This window comes from Stenotrophomonas sp. As-7, assembly GCF_030291015.1.
Classification (GTDB): Bacteria; Pseudomonadota; Gammaproteobacteria; order Xanthomonadales; family Xanthomonadaceae; genus Stenotrophomonas; species Stenotrophomonas lactitubi.
Genome location: NZ_CP127405.1, coordinates 2,133,994 through 2,153,221 on the forward strand (window position 1 = coordinate 2,133,994; position 19,228 = coordinate 2,153,221).

The window sequence follows — 19,228 nt, forward strand, 5'->3', positions numbered from 1 at the left end:
CCGTGCAGGGGACGCTGCAAGTACGTCCCTGTAAGCTCGATGGCGCCATCCATGGCGCCAACGCCCCTGCACGGCCCACCCGCCCCACCCCTGACAGGTTCCTGCGGGCGGCCAGCCACGGAGTGAAGAAGGAAAAGCGAAAAGCGGGTCGCTTCGCTGCGCTTGCTCGGAGCGGAGCATGGCTCCGCTCTACAGCAGATTCGTCCCCGAACATTCATTTCCCGGAACGTTTCATCCACGCATGGCGTGGATCTACCGGACGGGGCAGGAGACTGTCGAAGGCGGGGAGGGGGGAGATTGCGGGGGCGTGAGCCGCATGGATGCGGCGACCGAGCTTACAGGGACGTACTTGCAGCGTCCCCCGCAATCTCACCCCTCCCCGCCAAACCCTCAGACCCGCCGGTGCCGTTGCTCTGGCTTCAAAGGCGGGTGCAGGGCCGCAGGCCCTGCAATGCAAAAAACCTCACTTCCCCCGCAGGCGGCTGTGCTTGAACCCGTAGAAGAAGTAGATCACGAAGCCGACAAACGTCCACACGCCCATCAGCATCCAGTTGTGCAGCGTCATCGCCGACAGCAGTGCGAGGCAGCTCAGTACGCCCAGGCTGCAGATCAACCACGCGCCGGGAATGCGGAACGGCCGCGGCAGGTCCGGCTGGGTGCGGCGCAGGATCAGCACGCCCGCACATACGGCCGCGAAGGCGATCAACGTGCCCATCGAGGTCAGTTCACCGAGGATGTCCAGCGGGAACAGCGCCGCCAGCAGGGCGATGCCGATGCCGGTGATCACCGTGTTGATATGCGGCGTGCGGTACTTCGGATGGATCTTGGTGAACACCGGCGGCAGCAGGCCGTCACGCCCCATGATCATGAAGATGCGCGGCTGGCCGATGATCATCACCAGCACCACCGAGGACAGGCCGATCAACGCACCGATCTCCACCACCACCCGCAACCAGCCCAGCTGCGGGTGCGCGGCCACGGCGGTGACCACTGGCTCGTCGGTGCCCAGCAGCTGGTAGGGCACCAAGCCGGTCATGACCGCAGCCATCGCGATGTACAGCACCGTGCAGATCACCAGCGACAGCATCATGCCGATCGGCATGTCGCGCTGCGGCTTGTGTGATTCCTGCGCGGCCACCGATACGGCTTCGAAGCCGATATAGGCGAAGAACACCATCGCCGCGCCGCGCAGCACGCCTTCCATGCCGTACTTGCCGGGGCCTTCGTTGGCCGGGATGAACGGGGTCCAGTTGCTGGTGTCCACGTACTTCCAGCCGACCACGATCACCAGCACGATCAGGCCGGTTTTGAGGATGACCATGGCCATGTTCATCGCCGACGACTTGCTGATGCCGACGTAGCACAGCCAGGTCAGCAGCAACACCAGGATCGCGGCGGGGACGTTGGCGATGGCACCGGTCGGGCGCAGCTGCGCGTCCAATGGGGCACTGACCAGCGCTGCCGGTAGATGGATGTCGAAATGGCTGAGCAGGCTGAGGAAATAGCCGGTCCAGCTGACCGCCACGGCCGAGGCGGAGACGCCGTACTCGAGCACCAGCATCCAGCCGATGAACCAGGCCGAGAGCTCGCCGAAGGTGGCGTAGGTATAGGTATAGGCGCTGCCGGAGACCGGCACCATCGCCGCGAACTCGGCATAGGCCAGGGCGCAGAAGGCGCAGCAGATCGCGGCCAGCACGAACGACAGCATGATGGCCGGGCCGGCGTGGTTGGCGGCAGCCTGGCCGGTGATGACGAAGATGCCGCCGCCGATCACCGCACCGATGCCGAGTGCGGTCAGGCCCCAGGGGCCGAGGTGGCGACGCAGGCTCAGGCCGTTGGCGTCTTCGTGGGCGGCGTGCGGGTGCTTGGTGGCCCACAGTTGCTTGAACATGTGTGGTGGTCTTGTGCGGTGCGCCCCGTGAACGGGCGCGGGCGGAAATGCTTGCGGATATCGACGGGCCGACGCAGGAGCCGGCCCGTCGGGAGGATCAGGGCGACTTGGCCAGCTTGCTGTGGCGCATGCCGTAGCCGAAGTAGATCAGCAGGCCCAGCACGGTCCAACCCACGAACAGGTGCCAGTGCACCACGAACGCCTGCCAGAACAGGAACAGGCACGACAGCGCGCCCAGCGGGCAGATCACCCACACCAGCGGCACGCGGAACGGGCGGTGCAGTTCCGGGCGGGTGTAACGCAGGATCAGCACGCCGATGCAGACCGTGGCGAAGGCCAGCAGGGTACCCATCGACACCAGCTCGCCGAGCACGTTCAGCGGCACCAGGCCGGCCAGCGAGGCGGCGATCACGCCGACCACGATCGTGGCCCAATACGGCGTGCGGAAGCGCTTGTGGACCTTGCCGAACACCTTCGGCAGCAGGCCGTCGCGCGAGATGGTGTAGGCGATGCGGGTCTGGCCCATCATCATCACCAGCACCACCGAGGACAGGCCGGCAATCGCGCCGATTTCCACCGCGGTCTTCAGCCAGGACAGGCTCGGGTAGGCTTCCAGTGCGGTGGCCACCGGCTTGTCGGTGCCCAGCAGGTGGTACGGCAGCATGCCGGTCAGCACCGCGCAGACGATGATGTAGACGATGGTGCAGACCGCCAGCGAGCCGAGCAGGCCGATCGGCATGTTGCGCTGCGGGTCCTTGGTTTCACCGGCAGCGGTGGAGACCGCATCGAAGCCGATGTAGGCGAAGAACACGATGGTGGCCGCGCGGAACACGCCGCTCCAGCCGAACTCGCCGGACACGCCGGTGTTTTCCGGGATGAACGGGTGCCAGTTGGCCGGGTCCACGTGGGCCGCACCGATACCCACGAACAGGCAGATCACGAACACCTTGATGGCCACAATGATCGCGTTGACGAACGCGGACTGGGTCACGCCCACGTACAGCAGGCCGGTCACCGCCGCCACGATCAGTACCGCCGGCAGGTTGAACAGCTTGCCGGAGGCGGCGAACTCGTGCCCGTTCCAGGCGATCGGCGCCGCACTCAGCGCGTCCGGGAACGGCATGTGCAGCGTGGTGGTGATGAAGCTGATCAGGTACGCCGACCAGCCCACCGCGACCGAGGCCGAGGCGAACAGGTACTCCAGCACCAGGCACCAGCCGATGAACCAGGCCATGCCCTCGCCGAGGGTGGCGTAGGAGTAGGAGTAGGCGCTGCCGGAGACCGGCATCATCGCTGCGAACTCGGCGTAGCACAGGCCCGCCAGCGCGCAGGCAATGCCGGCGAACACGAACGACAGCATCACCGCCGGACCGGCGTGGTTGGCCGCGGCCTGGCCGGTGAGCACGAAAATACCTGCGCCGATCACCGCACCAATGCCAAGCATGATGAGGTGTTTCGCCGTGAGGGTCCGTTTCAACGTGGCTTCGCCGTCCAGGCTGCCTTCGATGGGTTCGCCGGCATCGACGTGCCCGGCCGGTTCGACCGGCTTGACCCTCAACAGAGCTTTCAGCATGCAGTACTTCCTGATGATCGGATTGGGAGGGCTGCCGGTACATTGCCAGCGGCCCGAATGGTGAAGGCCGCGCAAACGGCCCGCTGTACCTTAGCCAATGCTGAAGGCACCGCACAAGCGCAAACGCAACAATGAGCGGCGATAATGGCCGGTATTTTTCCGGGCACCCCGCATTCATGAGCGAAACCACCGAATCCCTTGCCGTGCTTGACGATCGCCTGCGCCGCCTGCTGCATGACTATGCGCGCAAAGAACCTGCCCACGACGCCCTCGCTGCCGAATTCGGCACATTGATCGACGATGTAGAAGATGCTTTCCGCCGCGAGCGGCTGGCAGGCCATTTCACCGCCAGCTGCTGGCTGGTCAGCGCAGACGGCCAGCGCCTGCTGCTGACCCACCATCGCAAGCTGCAGCGCTGGCTGCAGCTGGGCGGGCATGCCGACGGCGACCGCGACCTGGCCCGGGTGGCGCTGAAGGAGGCCGAGGAGGAGTCCGGCCTGACCGGGCTGGTGCTGGACGATCCGGCGATCTTCGACCTGGACAAGCATTGGATTCCGGAACGCAAAGACGTGCCGGGTCACTGGCACTACGACGTGCGTTTCGTGATCCGTGCGCTGGGCGGTGAGGATTTCGTGCTCAGCGAAGAGTCGCTGGAGCTGGCCTGGCGCCCGGTGGCCGAGGTCGCCAGCGATCCGCAGTCGGATGAATCGATGCAGCGCATGGCGCGGCGCTGGCTGGCACGCTGATGTTTTCCGAATCCTGCACGGCGTTCATTGCGGCCCATGCCTGCGAGGAGGCGAAGGAGCAGGCCGCGCTCGCGCTGATCAAGGCGACGTTGCCGGTGGTCACCTCCATTGACTGGGGGCAGATTTCACAGCATCTGGAAACGGCGGGGGTTGCTCGCGAGCGCTTGGGGCATGAGCTCAGAGCGATGGCTGCGGCCATCGGGCTGGTTCCCAATGCGGTGTTGACCATCATTCAGGCGGACGACGCGGTTCCTGCGCTGGATGCCTGCTTGGAGGACTGGCTAATACATGCAGACGAGCTGGATTTCGTAGACACCCTTTTTCTGTCTGCCCAGGACAGGATCCTGATTCACTGGGACTTCTACAAGAATCTGCACGCGGCAAGGTTCTGAGAAAACCCATCCACGCATGGCGTGGATCTACCAGGGGATCGCCCCACCAGTAGATCTACGCCATGCGTGGATAGCGCATTGCCAGTAGTTCCACACCATGCGTGGATGGCGTGGTGCCGGATGCATTCCGCGGGGGCCCGCCCGGCGGCGCGCCACTCAATACAGAATGCGCGTGCGCAGCGTGCCCGGAATCGCCGCCAGTTCGTCACGCACCGCGCTGGCCTGTTCCTCGCTGGCGGTGATGTCGATCACCACGTAACCCACCTTCGGGTCGGTGCGCAGGAACTGGCCGTCGATGTTGACGTTGTGCCGCGAGAAGATTTCGTTGACCTTGGACAGCACGCCCGGCACGTTCTGGTGGATGTGCAGCAGGCGCAGGCTGTCGGCGTGCTCGGGCAGGGTCACTTCCGGGAAGTTGACCGCCGACAGGGTGCTGCCGTTGTCGCTGTAGCGCACCAGCTTGGCGGCCACTTCGATGCCGATGTTGTCCTGCGCTTCCAGCGTGCTGCCGCCCACGTGCGGGGTCAGGATCACGTTGTCGTGGCGGGTCAGCGGCGATTCGAAGATATCGCCGTTGCCCTTCGGCTCGACCGGGAACACGTCCAGCGCCGCGCCACCGATGTGGCCGCTGGCCAGGGCAGCATCCAGCGCATCGATGTCGACCACGGTGCCGCGGGCAGCGTTGATCAGATGCGCGCCACGGCGCATCTTCGCCAGCTCGGTGCTGCCGATCATCCACTGCGTGGACGGCGTCTCCGGCACGTGCAGGGTGACGATGTCGGCGCGCGCCAGCAGGTCATCCAGGCTGGCCGCGGCACGGGCATTGCCCAGCGACAGCTTGGTTTCCACGTCGTGGAAGATCACCTGCATGCCCAGCGATTCGGCCAGTACGCCCACCTGGGTGCCGATATGCCCGTAGCCGATGATGCCCAGCACCTTGCCGCGCACCTCGTGGCTGCCGCTGGCCGACTTCGACCAGCCGCCGCGATGGCACTCGGCGTTCTTCTGCGGGATGCCACGGGTCAACATGATCGCTTCGGCGATCACCAGCTCGGCGACGCTGCGGGTGTTGGAGTAGGGCGCGTTGAATACCGGTATGCCGGCCAGCTCGGCCGCATCCAGGTCGACTTGGTTGGTGCCGATGCAGAAGCAGCCGACCGCGATCAGGCGCTTGGCCTCGGCCAGCACCTCGGCGCTGAGCTGGGTGCGCGAACGGATGCCGACGATGTGCGCCTCGGCAATGCGCGCCTTCAGCTCGTCCTCGGGCAGTGCCTTGGTGTGCGCTTCGATCTGGCTGTAGCCGGCGGCGCTGAACACCTCTACGGCGGTCTGGCTGACCCCCTCCAACAACAGTACGCGGATATCCTGCTTCGGGAACGAGGTCTTCTTCGGCGACATGGGGCGGCACGGCCAGTGGGACAGGGGCTGACCACTATGCCAGATCGCAACGCCCATGGTGCAGTGCGCAATTGGTTGCAACTGCAGCTATCGAAGGCGGTGCGGGGCTGGACGCTGGCCCCCGCCGCTGGCACGCTTGCCCGTTCTTCACGCCCCGCGCTGGACCGTCATGACCGATTCCCGCATCGCCTCGTTGCAGCAGGCCTGTCCCGGCCTGAAGCTGAAGACCGACCCTGCCGACCTGGAGCATTACGGTCGCGACTGGACCCGGCGCTGGACGCCGGCGCCCTTGGTGATCGCGTTGCCGGCCACGGTGGAAGAAGTGCAGGCGGTGATGCGGTGGAGCGCGGCCGAAGGCGTGGCAGTGGTTCCGTCCGGTGGTCGCACCGGCCTGTCCGGCGGCGCGGTGGCGGCCCATGGCGAGCTGGTGCTGAGCCTGGAGCGGATGAACAAGGCGCTGGACTACGACGCCGTCGACCGCACCCTGGTGGTGCAGGCGGGCATGCCGCTGGAGGCGCTGCACAACGCCGCGCTGGGGCACGGTCTGATCTACCCGGTGGATTTCGCCGCGCGCGGTTCCTGTTCGATCGGCGGCAACATCGCCACCAATGCCGGTGGCATCCGGGTGATCCGTTACGGCAATACCCGTGAATGGATCGCCGGACTGAAGGTGGTCACTGCCACGGGCGAGCTGCTCGAGCTCAACAAGGGCCTGATCAAGAACTCCAGCGGCTACGACTTCCGCCAGCTGCTGATCGGCTCGGAAGGCACGCTGGGCGTGATCGTCGAGGCCACGGTGAAACTCACCGACCCGCCGCCGGCCAGCAACGTGATGCTGCTGGCGCTGCCCAGCTTCGACGTGCTGATGCAGGTGTTCGCCGCGTTCCGCGCGCGACTGCAGCTGCAGGCCTTCGAATTCTTCACCGACCGTGCGCTGGAGCATGTGCTGTCACACGGCGCGCAGGCACCGTTCGATGAAGTGCACCCCTATTACGTGGTGACCGAATTCGCTGCCGGCGACGAAGCCCAGGAAGCGGCGGCAATGGCCGCCTTCGAAGACTGCATGGGCAATGGCTGGGTCAGCGACGGGGTGATCAGTGCCAGCGATGCCCAGGCGGCGCAGCTGTGGCGCCTGCGCGAGGGCATCACCGAGGCGCTGGCGCGCTACAAGCCCTACAAGAACGATGTCTCGGTGCGGATCTCGTCGATGCCGGCGTTCCTGGCCGAGACCCAGGCGCTGATCGGCGACGCCTACCCGCATTTCGATGTGGTCTGGTTCGGCCATATCGGTGACGGCAACCTGCACATCAATGTGCTCAAGCCGGATGACACCAGCGATGCCGACTTCGTGACCCAGTGCGAGCACGTGACCAAGCTGCTGGCGCAGGTGTTGGCGCGCTTCAATGGCAGCATTTCGGCCGAGCACGGTATCGGCCTGGTCAAGAAGGGCTACCTGGACAGCACCCGTGGCCCGGCCGAGATCGGGCTGATGAAGGCGGTCAAGCGCGCGTTCGATCCCGAAGGGCGGCTGAATCCCGGCAAATTGTTCGACCTTTGACACGGGCAAAGACTTCACCCAGCCGTTACGCTCCACCCACCCAATCGATGAACTCCCTGACCATGATCCGTCCGCTTCTGCTGCTTGCCCTGTTGTCCCTGCCGCTGGCCGGCTTCGCTTCGAGCTTTGCCGGCACCTCGGCCGGGTCGGCGACGGGTGCCTCTTCGGGTTCCTCGGGCAGCAGCTCGGGCGATGACAAGGTGGTGCTGGCTGCACGCGATGATGCGGCGGCTTTTGTCGCCAGCGATGGCCAGATCCGTGGTGCACGCCTGCAGGCGGCGCTGGTGCACCTGCGCGAGCAGGATGCAGCTGCGCAGCAGCAGAGCGACCTGCAGCTGGCGCGCGCGCTTCTGGCGCGTTGATCCGGGCGGCATGACCTCCGCGTCATCGCTTGCTGTAGAGCCGAGCCATGCGCGGCTGAATGCCAAGCGCAGACGGGCAATCACAGCAGCCACGCATGGCGTGGCTCTATTGCTGATCGCTCACGCTGCGCATGCGGCTGAGCGCCTGCAGCTGGACCCGACCGGGCTGAGCCCGGCGCAGCAGCAGATGGCGACGCAGACACTGCGTGATGTGCAGTCGCTGCTGCCCGACGGCCTGTTGCGTGCATTGCCCGCGCAGGTGCAGGTCGGCTGGCGTGACGATCTGCCCGCGAACGTGCATGGCCGTGCCTTCGCCGGGCGCATCGCGCTGCGCCGCGACCTGCTGGATGACGATGTGGCCGGTGCCCGTCGTGCCCGCCGCAGCGCGCTGGTGCACGAACTAGCCCACGTCGCCGACCGTGGCGGCGCGAACTGGTCGCGCAGCGCCCGCTGGCGTGACCTTGCAGGTTGGCAGCGCAAACCCTGGCACCTGGGCCGTGGCGACAACGCATTCCGTGACCGCAGCCCGGATGCCTATGAACTGACCGACCCGGCCGAGTACCTGGCGGTGAACGCCGAACACTTCGTGCTCGATGCAGAGTTCGCGTGTCGGCGCCCGGCGCTGGCGCAATGGTATCGCGTACACTTGGGTACGCCGCCATCGTTGCCTGCGCCGCACTGCGCGGGCACCGTTCCGTTGCTGCAGGCCGACGCGGAAGAGGGCGCCGCTTCGCTGCTGGCACTGGACCCGGCCCGCGTCTACGCCGTGGACTATCTGTTCGCCGAAGGCAGTGCGCAGCCGATGAGTCGCTGGGGCCACAGCATGCTGCGGCTGGTGATCTGCCGTCCCGGCCGCGCGCCGGGACCGGACTGCAGGCTGGACCTGGAGCATCACCGGGTGCTGTCCTTCCGCGCCTTCGTCGGCGACGTGCAGATTTCCAACTGGCGCGGCCTGACCGGTGGCTATCCATCGCGCCTGTTCGTGCTGCCGCTGCAGCAGGTGGTGGACGAGTACAACAAGGTCGAACTGCGCGGACTGGCCTCGCTGCCGCTGCAGCTGGACCGCAGCGAGATCGCCAGCCTGCTCGAGCGTACTGCACAGGTGCACTGGAGCTATGACGGCCGCTATTACTTCGTCAGCAACAACTGCGCGGTGGAGACGGCGAAGCTGCTGCAGGCAGGTGTTCCGCGTCTGGGCGAAGCCGGCCTGGCCCAGCTGAGCCCGCGCGGGTTGCGGCGCCGGCTGGCACGGCTGCATGCCCTGGACGAGCAGGTGCTGGCCGATCCCGCGCAGGCCCAGGCGCAGGGTTACTACTTTGCGTCTGCGCGCGATCACTACCAGCAATTGTTCTCGGTTGCCGCAGCGCAGATGGCGTTGCCGGCGCGCGATGTGCGCGCATGGCTGGCGCTGCCGGCGCAACAGCGCGCACCGTGGCTGCTGCGCGGTGATGTGCGTGCCAGCGCCGGCCTGCTGCTGTTGGAACAGGCGGCGCAGCGGCGCGCGGAACTGCGGTCACGCGACGCACTGAAGCGACGGTTGCTGGCCGACCCGGACAGCGCGGCCACCCGTTCGCTGCGTGCGTTGCTGGAACAGAGCGGCCAGTGGTTGCGCCCGGGCCAGTTGCTGGCCGACGCTGGTTACGGCCTGCCGCAGGCGGAAGAACAGGCGGAAGTTGCACGGGCAGCGGCCGCTGCCAGCGCACAGACGGTACCCGCCTGGCAGTCGCTGCGCGTGCAGCTGCGCGCGCAGCTGCCGCCATCACAGCAGCGCGAGCTGGATGACATCGACCGCAATCTCGCTGTGTTGGGTGCGCGCGTACGTGAGCAGGCGGCCGAAGCGCCACCTACTGGCGCGGCAGCTCGATGACAAAGCGACTGCCGCCGGCCGTGCCCGGTGTGCAGTAGACCTGGCCGCCATGCGCATCGGCGATGGCCTTGACCACAGCGAGGCCGAGGCCACTGCCACCGCCCAGGCGCGATCGTGAGCCGTCGCCGCGCATGAACGGATTGAAGATGTCCGCGTGCAGGGCCGGGTCGATACCCGGGCCTTCGTCCTCGATCGCCACCTGCACGTGGGCCACGGTGTCATGCACGGCGATGCGTACCTTGCCCGGGTTGGCATAGCGGCGCGCGTTCTCCAGCAAGGCCAGCAGCGCCTGCCGCAACCGCGTCGGGTCGCAATGGGCGGGGTGCTCTTCGCGGCTGGTTTCCAGCTCCAGCACGAAGCCGGCACTGCGGAAAGCGGGATCGACCAGGGTCATCACCGAATGCACTTCGGCCACCACATCGGTGCGGGCGCGGCGCACATCAAGACGGGCATTGTCGGCCAGGCTCAGCACCCGCAGGTCCTCGATCAGCCGTGACAGGCCCTCGACCTGCGCCAGCAGGCTGCGGAACTGCGACTCATCGGGCTGGAACACGCCTTCGGCCAGGCCCTGCAGGCGGCCGCGCAGGATCGTCACCGGCGTGCGCAGTTCGTGGGCGATGGCCGCGTGCCACATCACCCGTTCGCTTTCCATGTGCTGCAGGCGGCGCGCCATCGCGTTGAAGTCGTCCACCAGCGCTGCGACCTCGCCGGGGGAGTTGGCCTCGGCCGTGGCGCGCGCGCCGAGATCGCCGCCCGCCAGCGCACGTACGCTGTCCACCAGTGAATTGAGCGGCGACAGGATGCGATGGGCCAGGCGGAACGAGGCGGCGATCGCCAGCGCCAGTCCGGTCAGGATCACCCCGACCATCCACGCCAGCTCGGGTCCAGTCGGCAGCCAGCCTTCCGGCTCTTCGGCGCTGGCCGGGAAGAACTCGATCAGTACCGCATACAGCAGCCACGAAGAGAGGATCACCATCACGATGACGCCGACGACCATCAGCGACATAGACACGATGATGTGCCGGCTGAGCCCGGAGCGGCGCATCAGCGGTCGGCCATCAGTCGGTAGCCGACACCGCGCACGCTGGCCGGAATCTGGGTGAGGCCCACTTCGTCCAGTTTGCGCCGCAGTTTGCTGACATGGCTGTCCACGGTGCGTTCCAGCGCTTCGCTTTCCGGCAGGCATTCGTGCATCAGCTCGCTGCGGCTGAAGATCCGTGACGGCGCCAATGCCATGCAATGCAGCAGCTTGAACTCGGTCAGGGTCAGCAGCAGCTCGTGACTGTAGCCGTCGCCTTCGACATGCACCGCGTGGGTGGCGGTGTCTATCAGTAACGGGCCGACGCGCAGGGCACTGGGCGCATCCGCCCGCGAACTGCGCAGCGTACGCCGCAGTACTGCGCGAACGCGCGCCGCCACCTCGGCGGGATTGAACGGTTTGACCACATAGTCATCGGCGCCCATCCGCAGCGCGGTCAGCTTGTCCAGATCCTGGTCCAGCGCGGTCAGCATGATGACCGGCGTTTCGCCGCGCTGGCGCAGCTGGGTCAGCACGCTCCAGCCATCCAGCCGCGGCAGCTGCACGTCCAGCAGTACAAGGTCCGGGCGCATGCTGCGATGCATGTCCAGGGCAATCTGGCCATCGGCCGCACGCAGGGTACGCAGGCCCTCGCGTTCAAGGTAGGCGGCAAGAATGTCGGCGATCTCGGCTTCGTCCTCGACGATCAGGACCAGCGCCGCGAGGGCAGGGGAGGCATGCATGGCAAGGCGAGGCCGGAAGGTGCTTGCCCTCCATCGTATCTCCACAGTTCCTCCATCGAAACCCCATCATCGCCACGCACACTGCGCGCTTCATGATTCGTCAGCCGCGTCTGCGGCACTGTGCACAGCAATGAGAACCTTCAGGACTCCGGTCGCGCTGGTCGCGGCCTTCGCCTTGGCCATGACGGCCTGCTCCCGCCCCGAACCCACCGTCGAAGCGGTGCCGCGTGTCAGCGTGGTTACCGTCGGCCCGCAGGTGGTGCAGCGCGATGATGAACTGCCCGGTCGGGTGGCGGCGGTGCGCACCGCGCAGATCCGTGCGCAGGTCGGCGGCATCGTGCAGCGCCGGATGTTCGAGCAGGGTGCGGAGGTGCATGCCGGGCAGCCGCTGTTCCAGATCGACCCGGCGGCGTTCCGCGCCGACGTCGATTCGGCGCTGGCGGCGCTGCAGCGCAGCGAGGCCGCCCTCGGCCGCAGCCGTGTGCAGTCACAGCGGCTGCAGGCGCTGGCCGCTGCGCAGGCGGTCAGCCAGCAGCATCGCGATGATGCCAGCGCCGAGCACGAGCAGGCCCGCGCAGCGGTCAACGAGGCACGCGCGATCCTGGCGCGACGCCAGCTCGACCTGCGCTACGCGACGGTCAGTGCACCGATCGATGGCCGCATCGACCAGGCATTGGTGACCGAAGGCGCGCTGGTCGGCGTCGCCGATGCCGAGCCGATGGCGGTGGTGCAGCAGATCGATCAGGTCTACGTGGACGTGCGCCAGCCGGCATCGCAGCTGCAGTCCCTGCGGCGTGGTGCGGTGGACGGCGAGCTGCCGGTGACGATCATCGGCGCGGCGGGTTCGCCGCTGCCCGAGCGCGGCCGGCTGTTGTTCTCCGGTGTCAATGTCGATGCACGCACCGGCGATGTGATCCTGCGCATCCTGGTCGACAACCCTGAGCGGCAGCTGTTGCCGGGCATGTATGTGCGTGCCCGGGTGCCACGCGGTGCGCCGGCCAGCGCGCTGCTGCTGCCACAGCAGGCGGTGCTGCGCAGCGCCGGTGGCCAGGCCTATGCCTGGGTCATCGCCGCCGATGGCAAAGCAGTGATCCGCACACTTGAGGTGGACGGCAGCGTCAACCGGCAATGGCTGGTGCGGCATGGCCTGAAGGCGGGCGAGAAGGTCGTGGTGGAAGGCCAGGAGCGCCTGCAGGAGGGCGTGCTGGTCGATCCGCGCGACTGGCAGGTGCCGGTCGCCAGCGCCAGTGCCAACGCCAACGCAACGCCGACACCCGCAAGCCAGGGCTGAGCCCTTCCAGGAACCTACGACATGGCTCGTTTCTTCATCGATCGCCCGGTGTTTGCCTGGGTGCTGGCGATCTTCGTCATCCTGGCCGGCGTGCTGGCCATCCCGCGGCTGGCGGTCGAGCGCTATCCGGCGGTCGCACCTCCCAGCGTCAGCATCTATGCCAGCTATCCCGGCGCCAGCCCGCAGACGCTGAATGATGCGGTGGTCGGCCTGATCGAGCGTGAGCTGTCCAGCGTCAAGCACCTGCTGTACTTCGAATCGTCGGTGGACACCTCCGGCGAAGCGTCGATCACCGCCACCTTCAAGCCCGGCACCGATCCCGAGCTGGCACAGGTGGACGTGCAGAACCGGATCAAGGCGATCGAGCCACGCCTGCCACGCAGCGTGCGCCAGAACGGCCTGTTCGTGGAGGCTGCCGACTCGGGGTTCCTGATGCTGGTGGGCCTGCGCTCACCCGATGGCAGCGTCAGCGAAGCGGCGCTGGGCGATTTCATGGCGCGCAACATCATCGAAGAGCTGCGGCGCATCGATGGCGTCGGCCGCGTGCAGTTGTTCGGTGCCGAACAGGCGATGCGGATCTGGCTGGACCCGCCCCGGCTGACCGGCTACGGCCTGACCATGGGCGATGTGGCCAGCGCGATCGAGCAGCAGAACCTGGAGATCTCGCCGGGTCGCATCGGCGATTCGCCCGGTGTTCCCGGCCAGCGCATCACCGTGCCCTTGAGTGCCGAAGGCCAGCTGTCCACCCCCGAGCAGTTCGCGGCGATCGTGCTGCGCGCCGGTGCCGATGGTTCGCGGGTGCTGCTGGGTGACGTCGCCCGGGTCGAACTGGGTGCGCAGAGCTATGCCTGGGGCACGCGCGAAGACGGCTACCCGGCGACGGCGGCCGGTGTGCAGCTGCGCCCCGGTGCGAACGCGGTGCGTACCGCCACGGCTGTGCGCGAGCGCATGGCCGACCTGCAGCCGCTGCTGCCGCAGGGCGTTGAATCCAGCATTCCGTTCGATACCGCGCCCTTCGTCAAAGTCTCGATCCAGAAGGTGCTGCAGACCCTGGTCGAGGCGATGCTGTTGGTCTTCGCAGTGATGTACCTGTTCCTGCAGAACTGGCGCTACACGCTGATCCCCGCCCTGGTCGCGCCGATCGCGCTGCTGGGCACCTTCGCGGTGATGCTGGCGCTGGGCTTCTCGATCAACGTATTGACCATGTTCGGCATGGTGCTGGCGATCGGCATCATTGTTGACGATGCGATCGTGGTGGTCGAAGGCGTGGAGCGGATCATGGCCGAAGAAGGCCTGCCGCCGCGGGAGGCCACGATCAAGGCGATGCGTGAGCTGACCGGTGCGGTGATCGGCATCACCCTGGTGCTGACGGCGGTGTTCATCCCGATGGCGCTGGCCAGTGGCTCGGTCGGTGCGATCTACCGCCAGTTCAGTGTGGCGATGTCGGTGTCGATCCTGTTCTCGGCACTGCTGGCGCTGAGCCTGACCCCGGCGCTCTGCGCGACGCTGCTGCGGCAAGGCACGCGTGGCCACCATGGCCGCGGTGGGGTGTTCGGTGCGTTCAACCGTGGCTTCGAGCGGATGACCGGTCGTTACCAGCAGGGCGTGGCGGCGGTCCTTCGGCGCAGTGGCCGGGTGATGGGCCTGTTCGCTGCCTTGCTGGTGGCACTGCTGATCGGCCTGCATTGGTTGCCGGGCGCGTTCCTGCCGGAAGAGGACCAGGGCTATTTCATGACCTCCATCCAGCTGCCGGCCGAAGCAACCGCCGAACGCACGCTGGCGGTGGTCGAGGCCTACGAACTGCATGTCGCCTCGCGGCCGGCGATCGCGTCCAACCAGGCCATCCTCGGCTACAGTTTCTCCGGCTCGGGCCCGAGCGCGGCGCTGACCTACACCATGTTGAAGGACTGGGGTGAGCGCGGCGGCAGCACCGCAGCGGATGAGGTGAGGGCGGCGCAGCAGGCCATGGCGACGGTGCCGGAAGGCGAGGTGATGAGCGTGATGCCGCCGGCCATCGACAGCCTTGGTCGTTCATCCGGCTTCTCGTTGGCACTGCAGGCGCGTACCGGCCAGGGCCAGGCCGAGCTGCGCGCCGCCCTGCAGCAGCTGTTGAAACTGGCGGAAGCCAGTCCGTTGCTGGCGGAGGTGCATGCCGATGGGCTGCCTGCGGGCAGCAACGTGCGGCTGGACATCGATCGCGCCAAGGCCGAAGCGATGGGCGTTGCATTCACCGACATCAGTGCAACGCTGTCGGCGGCGATGGGCTCGCAGTACGTCAACGATTTTCCCAATCGCGGGCGCATGCAGCAGGTCATCGTGCAGGCTGATGCGCCGTACCGGATGGAGCTGGAGGACGTGCTGAAGCTGTATGTCCGCAACAGCCAGGGCGGCATGGTGGCGCTGTCCGAGCTGGTCACTCCGCAGTGGACCGAGGCGCCGCTGCAGCTGCAGCGTTACCTGGGGTTCCCGGCATTGAACCTGTCCGGCGCACCCGCCAGCGGGGTCTCCACCGGCCAGGCCATGATCGAGATGGAGCGCCTTGCACAACAGCTGCCAGCGGGCTTCGCCCTGCAGTGGACCAGCCAGTCGCTGCAGGAGCGCGAGTCCGGGGCCCAGGCGCCGTGGTTGCTGCTGCTGTCGATGCTGGTGGTGTTCCTGGTGCTGGCGGCGCTGTACGAGAGCTGGTCGATCCCGCTGGCGGTGATGCTGGTGGTGCCATTGGGCCTGCTCGGTGCCGTTGCTGCGGTGCTGCTGCGCGAGATGCCCAATGATGTGTTCTTCAAGGTCGGCATGATCACGGTGATCGGGCTTTCGGCGAAGAACGCGATCCTGATCGTCGAGTTCGCCCGCCAGCTGCAACAGCAGGGACGCGGTCTGGTCGAAGCGACCATCGAAGCGGCACGCCTGCGACTGCGGCCGATCGTCATGACCTCGCTGGCGTTCGCGCTGGGCGTGGTGCCGCTGATGCTGGCGCAGGGGGCTTCAAAGGAAACGCAACAGGCCATCGGTACCGGCGTGTTTGGCGGCATGGTCAGTGCGACCGTGCTGGCCGTGTTCTTCGTGCCGGTGTTCTATGTGGTGGTGCAGGGGGCGCAGCAGTGGCTTGCGCAGCGCCTGCGCCGACGCCGGCCGACGCCGGGAGGACGTGTGGATGGAAAGCAGGTGGACGGAAAGCAGGTGGATGGAAAGCAGGAGCCCTGAGGGCCTGTACGAGGCGCAGCTGCGCGTGTTGGAGCAGCAGTTGCGGGATGCGCTGCTGGACGGCGACCATGGCGCAGCCACTGCGCTGCTGTCACCGGTGTTGTTCATGATGGACGGACAGGGCGGTCGGATGCTCGACCTGCCCTGGCTGCGGGACTGGCGGCAAGGACGCCTGCAGATTCTTGCGCTGCAGGTGCATGCAGTTGAAACGTTGCTGTGTGGACGCCTGGCGTTGTTGTCCGGCGATGTTCAGCTGCATGTGCACTGGCTGGGACGCGAACACGTGCAGCGCTTTCGCCTGTTGCGCGTCTGGACAAGCGCTTCCAGTGCCAGCGGCGCGCAGCTGCTGTCGATGGCGGTGCTGACAGGCTGAACACGGTCATGCAGCTTTCAGGCCCCGTTTGCGCGCAGATGGTAGGGTCCAAGGTCTCTGTAGTTTCGACAAGGAGTCGAGCCATGCGTGTAATTCCCAGTCTGTTGGCGGCTTCCCTCGGCCTTGCGCTGAGCGCCTGCCAGCCGGCGCAGACGCCGGCCGCCGGTGGCGCAGCCGATGCGGTCGCAACGCCGGCACCGGCACCTGTGGCTGCCGCTGTTGATGGCGGCGGCAACGAAACCCTCTATCGCTGCGGCGACCTCGACGTGCGCGCGACCTTCGACGGCGAAGACGCAGCGACGGTTGTGATCGGCGAGCGCAGGTTCGCGATGTCCTCCGAGCGCGCGGCCTCCGGCGCGAAGTATGCCGACGGCAAGGGCAACAGCTTCTGGACCCGCGGCAGCGATGAAGCGCTGCTCAGTCTGAAGGGCGAAGCGGATCGTGAGTGTGCAGCGGTGGAAGCGACCGAGGGCGATGGCAGTGCCGGCAACGCGGCGTTCCGTGCCACTGGCAACGAGCCGGGTTGGCTGGCCGTCGTCGATGGTGATGCACCGGGCCTGCAGGTGGACGTCGACTACGGCGAGCGCCGCTTCCAGGTCGCAAAGCCGACCGAGGGCGCGGACGGCTGGGTTGGCAAGGCGGCCGATGGCACCGACATCAAACTGAGCTTCCAGCGCACCACCTGCCAGGACGACATGAGCGGGGAAGCGTTCGAGGCCAAGGCGATGCTGACCGTGGGCACGCGCCAGTACCACGGCTGCGGCAACTTCGGCGGCAAATAAGAAAATGGGGACGGAGGGGATTACGTCGTTTGTGCCAGGAACGACGTAATCCCCTCCGTCCCCTTCTTTGCGTCAGCCCTCGCAGGGCTTCAGGTCCAGACCGGGAGACAGGTCGTAGCGCAGGTTCACACCGATCAATGCCTGCCTGATCGCGCAGTCGTCGCGATGGCGGGCCACCAGGTCGGCAAAGATCTTCTCTCGACCGTCGCAGAACCTGGCAGCAGCGGCCTCCAGCTCGCGGCGACGGGCGTCTTCGTAGGGTTCTTCGCCGGCAAAATGCTCGCAGCTGTTCTCCCGTACGATGAAGGCCTGCACATCGGCGGGCATGTCGCAGTAGATGCGGATGTCCTGCAGGAAAGCGACGTCGTCGGGGACGCTGCAACCGGCCGCGGCCCGCGCCTGTTGGTCCTCGTCGAGGGTGCCCGCCAGCGTGACCGCAGCATCTGCTTCATCCGCAGCCGGTGCAAGCGCAGCGGCAGCGCTGTCCGCAATGGCGGGCTGCGTCACCGCGTCTGCCGCGACCTCACCGGTGCTATCCGCTGCCTGCGGCGAGCACGCCGCAAGCAGGGACAGGCAGGCGATCAGCGCCGCGCGCTTAATCGGCACGGCCGGCAAATTCGCCGGTGGCGGTGTTCACCAGCACACGCTCGCCGTTGACGATGTACTCCGGCACCATGATTTCGATACCGGTGTTGAGCTTGGCCGGCTTCGGGCGCTTGGTGGCGGTACCGCCCTTCAGTTCCGGCGGCGTCTCGATCACTTCCAGCACCACCGAGGCCGGCAGCTGGATGGCCACCGGCTGCTCGTCGATCACCTGCACGTAGATGCCGGTCAGGCCGTCGGTGATGTAGCCGGCGTCATCGCCGATCACGTCCGCGTCCAGGGTGTAGGGGGTGTAGTCCTCGTCATCGAGGAACACGAACGCATCGCCGTCCTTGTACGAATAGGTGGACTGGCGGCGCAGCAGTTCGACTTCGACCAGGTTGTCGTCGGCATCGAAGCTGGCATCGAGCTTGTTGCCGCCCGGCACGCTGTACATGATGAAACGGAAGCGGACGTTGCCGCCGCGACCCTGCGGCGAGCTGCGCTCGATGTCGCGGATCTGGTAGACGCCGTTGTTGAACTCGACGACGTTGCCCTTCTTGATGTCGTTGGCTTTCATGATGATGTTGGTCGTTGGGGGAGGGCGCCGTCCCGGCGCCCGGGGGGAATCACTTCGGAGCGAGCCGGGTGGCGCCGTCCAGGCGGATGGTCTCGCCGTTGATATAGGTGTTGCCGAGGATGTGGCCGACCAGGCTGGCGAAGTCTTCCGGCTTGCCCAGGCGCGACGGGAACGGGATCGATGCGGCCAGCGACTCCTGCACGGCTTCGGGCATGCCATCGACCATCGGCGTCCAGAACACGCCCGGCGCGATGGTGTTGACGCGGATGCCGAAGCGCGACAGCTCGCGGGCCATCGGCAGGGTCATTGCCACCACGCCACCTTTGGAAGCGGAGTAGGCGGCCTGGCCGATCTGGCCTTCGTAGGCGGCAACGCTGGCGGTGTTGATGATGACGCCGCGCTCGCCGTCCACCCCGGCCTCGTTGTGCTGCATGCGATTGGCGGCGGCCTTGGCGACGTTGAAGCTGCCGACCAGATTGACCATCACCGTGCCCTGGAACCCGGCCAGCGGCATCGGGCCTTCCTTGCCCAGCACGCGGCCAGCGCCGAGGATGCCGGCGCAGTTCATGGCGACATTCAGGCCGCCGAGGAAATCGAAGGCCTGGTCGATGGCCGCCGACACGGACGCTTCATCACTGACGTTGACATTGAAATAGCGGGCGTTGTCCTGCCCCAGCCCGGCAACAGCGGCCGCGCCCTTGGCGTCGTTGAGGTCGAACAGGGCGACCTTGCCGCCCTGGGCAACCAGGTGCTGGGCCACGGCCAGGCCGAGGCCGGAGACGCCGCCAGTGATCACGGCACGTACGGAAGACAGCTGCATTGCACGGTCCTGCAGGTTCAAGAACCGCCGATTCTAACGGAAGCGACGGCA

General features: G+C 66.8%; 17 protein-coding genes. 9 read left to right on the forward strand and 8 right to left on the reverse strand.

Going from position 1 to position 19,228, the window contains the following annotated elements:
* Positions 1-463: 463 nt before the first annotated feature.
* Together QP457_RS09950 and QP457_RS09955 are read right to left on the reverse strand one after the other, a co-directional pair.
* Entirely contained in the window at positions 464-1,891 is a 1,428-nt protein-coding gene (locus QP457_RS09950; RefSeq protein WP_205406391.1) for an amino acid permease, read from the reverse strand.
* A gap of 97 nt (positions 1,892-1,988) precedes the next feature.
* On the reverse strand, positions 1,989-3,464 hold the full coding sequence (locus QP457_RS09955) for an amino acid permease (RefSeq protein ID WP_025874781.1): 1,476 nt from the start codon (positions 3,462-3,464) through the stop codon (positions 1,989-1,991).
* Positions 3,465-3,640: 176 nt separating this feature from the next.
* Here QP457_RS09955 and QP457_RS09960 point away from each other — a divergent pair, with 176 nt between their 5' ends.
* The gene (locus QP457_RS09960; protein ID WP_176429880.1) at positions 3,641-4,210 is read left to right on the forward strand and encodes an NUDIX hydrolase; all 570 of its coding nucleotides are present in this window, start codon (positions 3,641-3,643) and stop codon (positions 4,208-4,210) included.
* Positions 4,210-4,602, forward strand: coding sequence for a hypothetical protein (locus QP457_RS09965; protein ID WP_205406390.1), 393 nt, complete (start codon positions 4,210-4,212; stop codon positions 4,600-4,602). The genes QP457_RS09960 and QP457_RS09965 overlap by 1 nt, the downstream gene beginning before the upstream one ends.
* A gap of 156 nt (positions 4,603-4,758) precedes the next feature.
* Here QP457_RS09965 and serA read toward each other — a convergent pair whose 3' ends face one another.
* Positions 4,759-6,000 (reverse strand): phosphoglycerate dehydrogenase, encoded by a 1,242-nt coding sequence (gene serA / locus QP457_RS09970; protein ID WP_089240876.1) that lies wholly within the window; start codon positions 5,998-6,000, stop codon positions 4,759-4,761.
* Positions 6,001-6,169: 169 nt separating this feature from the next.
* On the opposite strand from serA, the gene QP457_RS09975 reads away from it, so the two are divergent.
* The 3 genes from QP457_RS09975 (at position 6,170) to QP457_RS09985 (ending at position 9,787) form a co-directional block, all read left to right on the forward strand.
* The gene (locus QP457_RS09975; RefSeq protein WP_205406389.1) at positions 6,170-7,558 is read left to right on the forward strand and encodes an FAD-binding oxidoreductase; all 1,389 of its coding nucleotides are present in this window, start codon (positions 6,170-6,172) and stop codon (positions 7,556-7,558) included.
* A 62-nt stretch (positions 7,559-7,620) separates the two neighbouring features.
* Positions 7,621-7,920, forward strand: a complete 300-nt coding sequence (locus tag QP457_RS09980) for a DUF2388 domain-containing protein (protein WP_089240880.1) — start codon at positions 7,621-7,623, stop codon at positions 7,918-7,920.
* Between the two features lie 100 nt (positions 7,921-8,020).
* Positions 8,021-9,787: a DUF4105 domain-containing protein gene (locus QP457_RS09985; protein WP_286041549.1), complete on the forward strand. Its 1,767-nt coding sequence runs from the start codon at positions 8,021-8,023 to the stop codon at positions 9,785-9,787.
* Here QP457_RS09985 and QP457_RS09990 read toward each other — a convergent pair.
* Positions 9,765-10,832 carry an ATP-binding protein gene (locus tag QP457_RS09990; RefSeq protein WP_100465229.1) on the reverse strand — a complete coding sequence of 356 codons (1,068 nt, stop codon included), beginning with the start codon at positions 10,830-10,832 and terminating at the stop codon, positions 9,765-9,767. The genes QP457_RS09985 and QP457_RS09990 overlap by 23 nt on opposite strands.
* Entirely contained in the window at positions 10,832-11,548 is a 717-nt protein-coding gene (locus tag QP457_RS09995) for a response regulator (protein ID WP_089240884.1), read from the reverse strand. Before QP457_RS09995 ends, QP457_RS09990 begins: the two co-directional genes overlap by 1 nt.
* A 130-nt stretch (positions 11,549-11,678) precedes the next feature.
* On the opposite strand from QP457_RS09995, the gene QP457_RS10000 reads away from it, so the two are divergent.
* The 4 genes from QP457_RS10000 (at position 11,679) to QP457_RS10015 (ending at position 17,195) form a co-directional block, all read left to right on the forward strand.
* On the forward strand, positions 11,679-12,839 hold the full coding sequence (locus QP457_RS10000) for an efflux RND transporter periplasmic adaptor subunit (RefSeq protein ID WP_205406387.1): 1,161 nt from the start codon (positions 11,679-11,681) through the stop codon (positions 12,837-12,839).
* Between the two features lie 21 nt (positions 12,840-12,860).
* Entirely contained in the window at positions 12,861-16,040 is a 3,180-nt protein-coding gene (locus QP457_RS10005) for a multidrug efflux RND transporter permease subunit (protein ID WP_205406386.1), read from the forward strand.
* Positions 16,021-16,413 carry a nuclear transport factor 2 family protein gene (locus QP457_RS10010; RefSeq protein ID WP_180166952.1) on the forward strand — a complete coding sequence of 131 codons (393 nt, stop codon included), beginning with the start codon at positions 16,021-16,023 and terminating at the stop codon, positions 16,411-16,413. The genes QP457_RS10005 and QP457_RS10010 overlap by 20 nt, the downstream gene beginning before the upstream one ends.
* An 83-nt stretch (positions 16,414-16,496) precedes the next feature.
* Positions 16,497-17,195, forward strand: a complete 699-nt coding sequence (locus tag QP457_RS10015; protein ID WP_205406385.1) for an MliC family protein — start codon at positions 16,497-16,499, stop codon at positions 17,193-17,195.
* Between the two features lie 72 nt (positions 17,196-17,267).
* Here QP457_RS10015 and QP457_RS10020 read toward each other — a convergent pair whose 3' ends face one another.
* Genes QP457_RS10020 through QP457_RS10030 form a run of 3 tightly spaced genes read right to left on the reverse strand, consistent with a single transcriptional unit; the run spans position 17,268 to position 19,177 of the window.
* Positions 17,268-17,801 (reverse strand): hypothetical protein, encoded by a 534-nt coding sequence (locus QP457_RS10020; protein ID WP_205406393.1) that lies wholly within the window; start codon positions 17,799-17,801, stop codon positions 17,268-17,270.
* Complete coding sequence (yeiP, locus tag QP457_RS10025; protein ID WP_006363947.1) at positions 17,791-18,357, reverse strand: elongation factor P-like protein YeiP; 567 nt, start codon at positions 18,355-18,357, stop codon at positions 17,791-17,793. Before yeiP ends, QP457_RS10020 begins: the two co-directional genes overlap by 11 nt.
* A gap of 49 nt (positions 18,358-18,406) precedes the next feature.
* Positions 18,407-19,177: an SDR family NAD(P)-dependent oxidoreductase gene (locus QP457_RS10030; protein ID WP_100465235.1), complete on the reverse strand. Its 771-nt coding sequence runs from the start codon at positions 19,175-19,177 to the stop codon at positions 18,407-18,409.
* Positions 19,178-19,228: the final 51 nt, after the last annotated feature.

What these genes read in the sequence shown, in the direction of transcription:
- QP457_RS09950 (WP_205406391.1), bottom strand. Translation starts at nt 1,891, where the DNA reads ATGTTCAAGCAACTGTGGGCCACCAAGCACCCGCACGCCGCCCACGAA.
- QP457_RS09955 (WP_025874781.1), bottom strand. Translation starts at nt 3,464, where the DNA reads ATGCTGAAAGCTCTGTTGAGGGTCAAGCCGGTCGAACCGGCCGGGCAC.
- QP457_RS09960 (WP_176429880.1), top strand. Translation starts at nt 3,641, where the DNA reads ATGAGCGAAACCACCGAATCCCTTGCCGTGCTTGACGATCGCCTGCGC.
- QP457_RS09965 (WP_205406390.1), top strand. Translation starts at nt 4,210, where the DNA reads ATGTTTTCCGAATCCTGCACGGCGTTCATTGCGGCCCATGCCTGCGAG.
- serA (WP_089240876.1), bottom strand. Translation starts at nt 6,000, where the DNA reads ATGTCGCCGAAGAAGACCTCGTTCCCGAAGCAGGATATCCGCGTACTG.
- QP457_RS09975 (WP_205406389.1), top strand. Translation starts at nt 6,170, where the DNA reads ATGACCGATTCCCGCATCGCCTCGTTGCAGCAGGCCTGTCCCGGCCTG.
- QP457_RS09980 (WP_089240880.1), top strand. Translation starts at nt 7,621, where the DNA reads ATGATCCGTCCGCTTCTGCTGCTTGCCCTGTTGTCCCTGCCGCTGGCC.
- QP457_RS09990 (WP_100465229.1), bottom strand. Translation starts at nt 10,832, where the DNA reads ATGCGCCGCTCCGGGCTCAGCCGGCACATCATCGTGTCTATGTCGCTG.
- QP457_RS09995 (WP_089240884.1), bottom strand. Translation starts at nt 11,548, where the DNA reads ATGCATGCCTCCCCTGCCCTCGCGGCGCTGGTCCTGATCGTCGAGGAC.
- QP457_RS10000 (WP_205406387.1), top strand. Translation starts at nt 11,679, where the DNA reads ATGAGAACCTTCAGGACTCCGGTCGCGCTGGTCGCGGCCTTCGCCTTG.
- QP457_RS10005 (WP_205406386.1), top strand. Translation starts at nt 12,861, where the DNA reads ATGGCTCGTTTCTTCATCGATCGCCCGGTGTTTGCCTGGGTGCTGGCG.
- QP457_RS10010 (WP_180166952.1), top strand. Translation starts at nt 16,021, where the DNA reads ATGGAAAGCAGGAGCCCTGAGGGCCTGTACGAGGCGCAGCTGCGCGTG.
- QP457_RS10015 (WP_205406385.1), top strand. Translation starts at nt 16,497, where the DNA reads ATGCGTGTAATTCCCAGTCTGTTGGCGGCTTCCCTCGGCCTTGCGCTG.
- yeiP (WP_006363947.1), bottom strand. Translation starts at nt 18,357, where the DNA reads ATGAAAGCCAACGACATCAAGAAGGGCAACGTCGTCGAGTTCAACAAC.
- QP457_RS10030 (WP_100465235.1), bottom strand. Translation starts at nt 19,177, where the DNA reads ATGCAGCTGTCTTCCGTACGTGCCGTGATCACTGGCGGCGTCTCCGGC.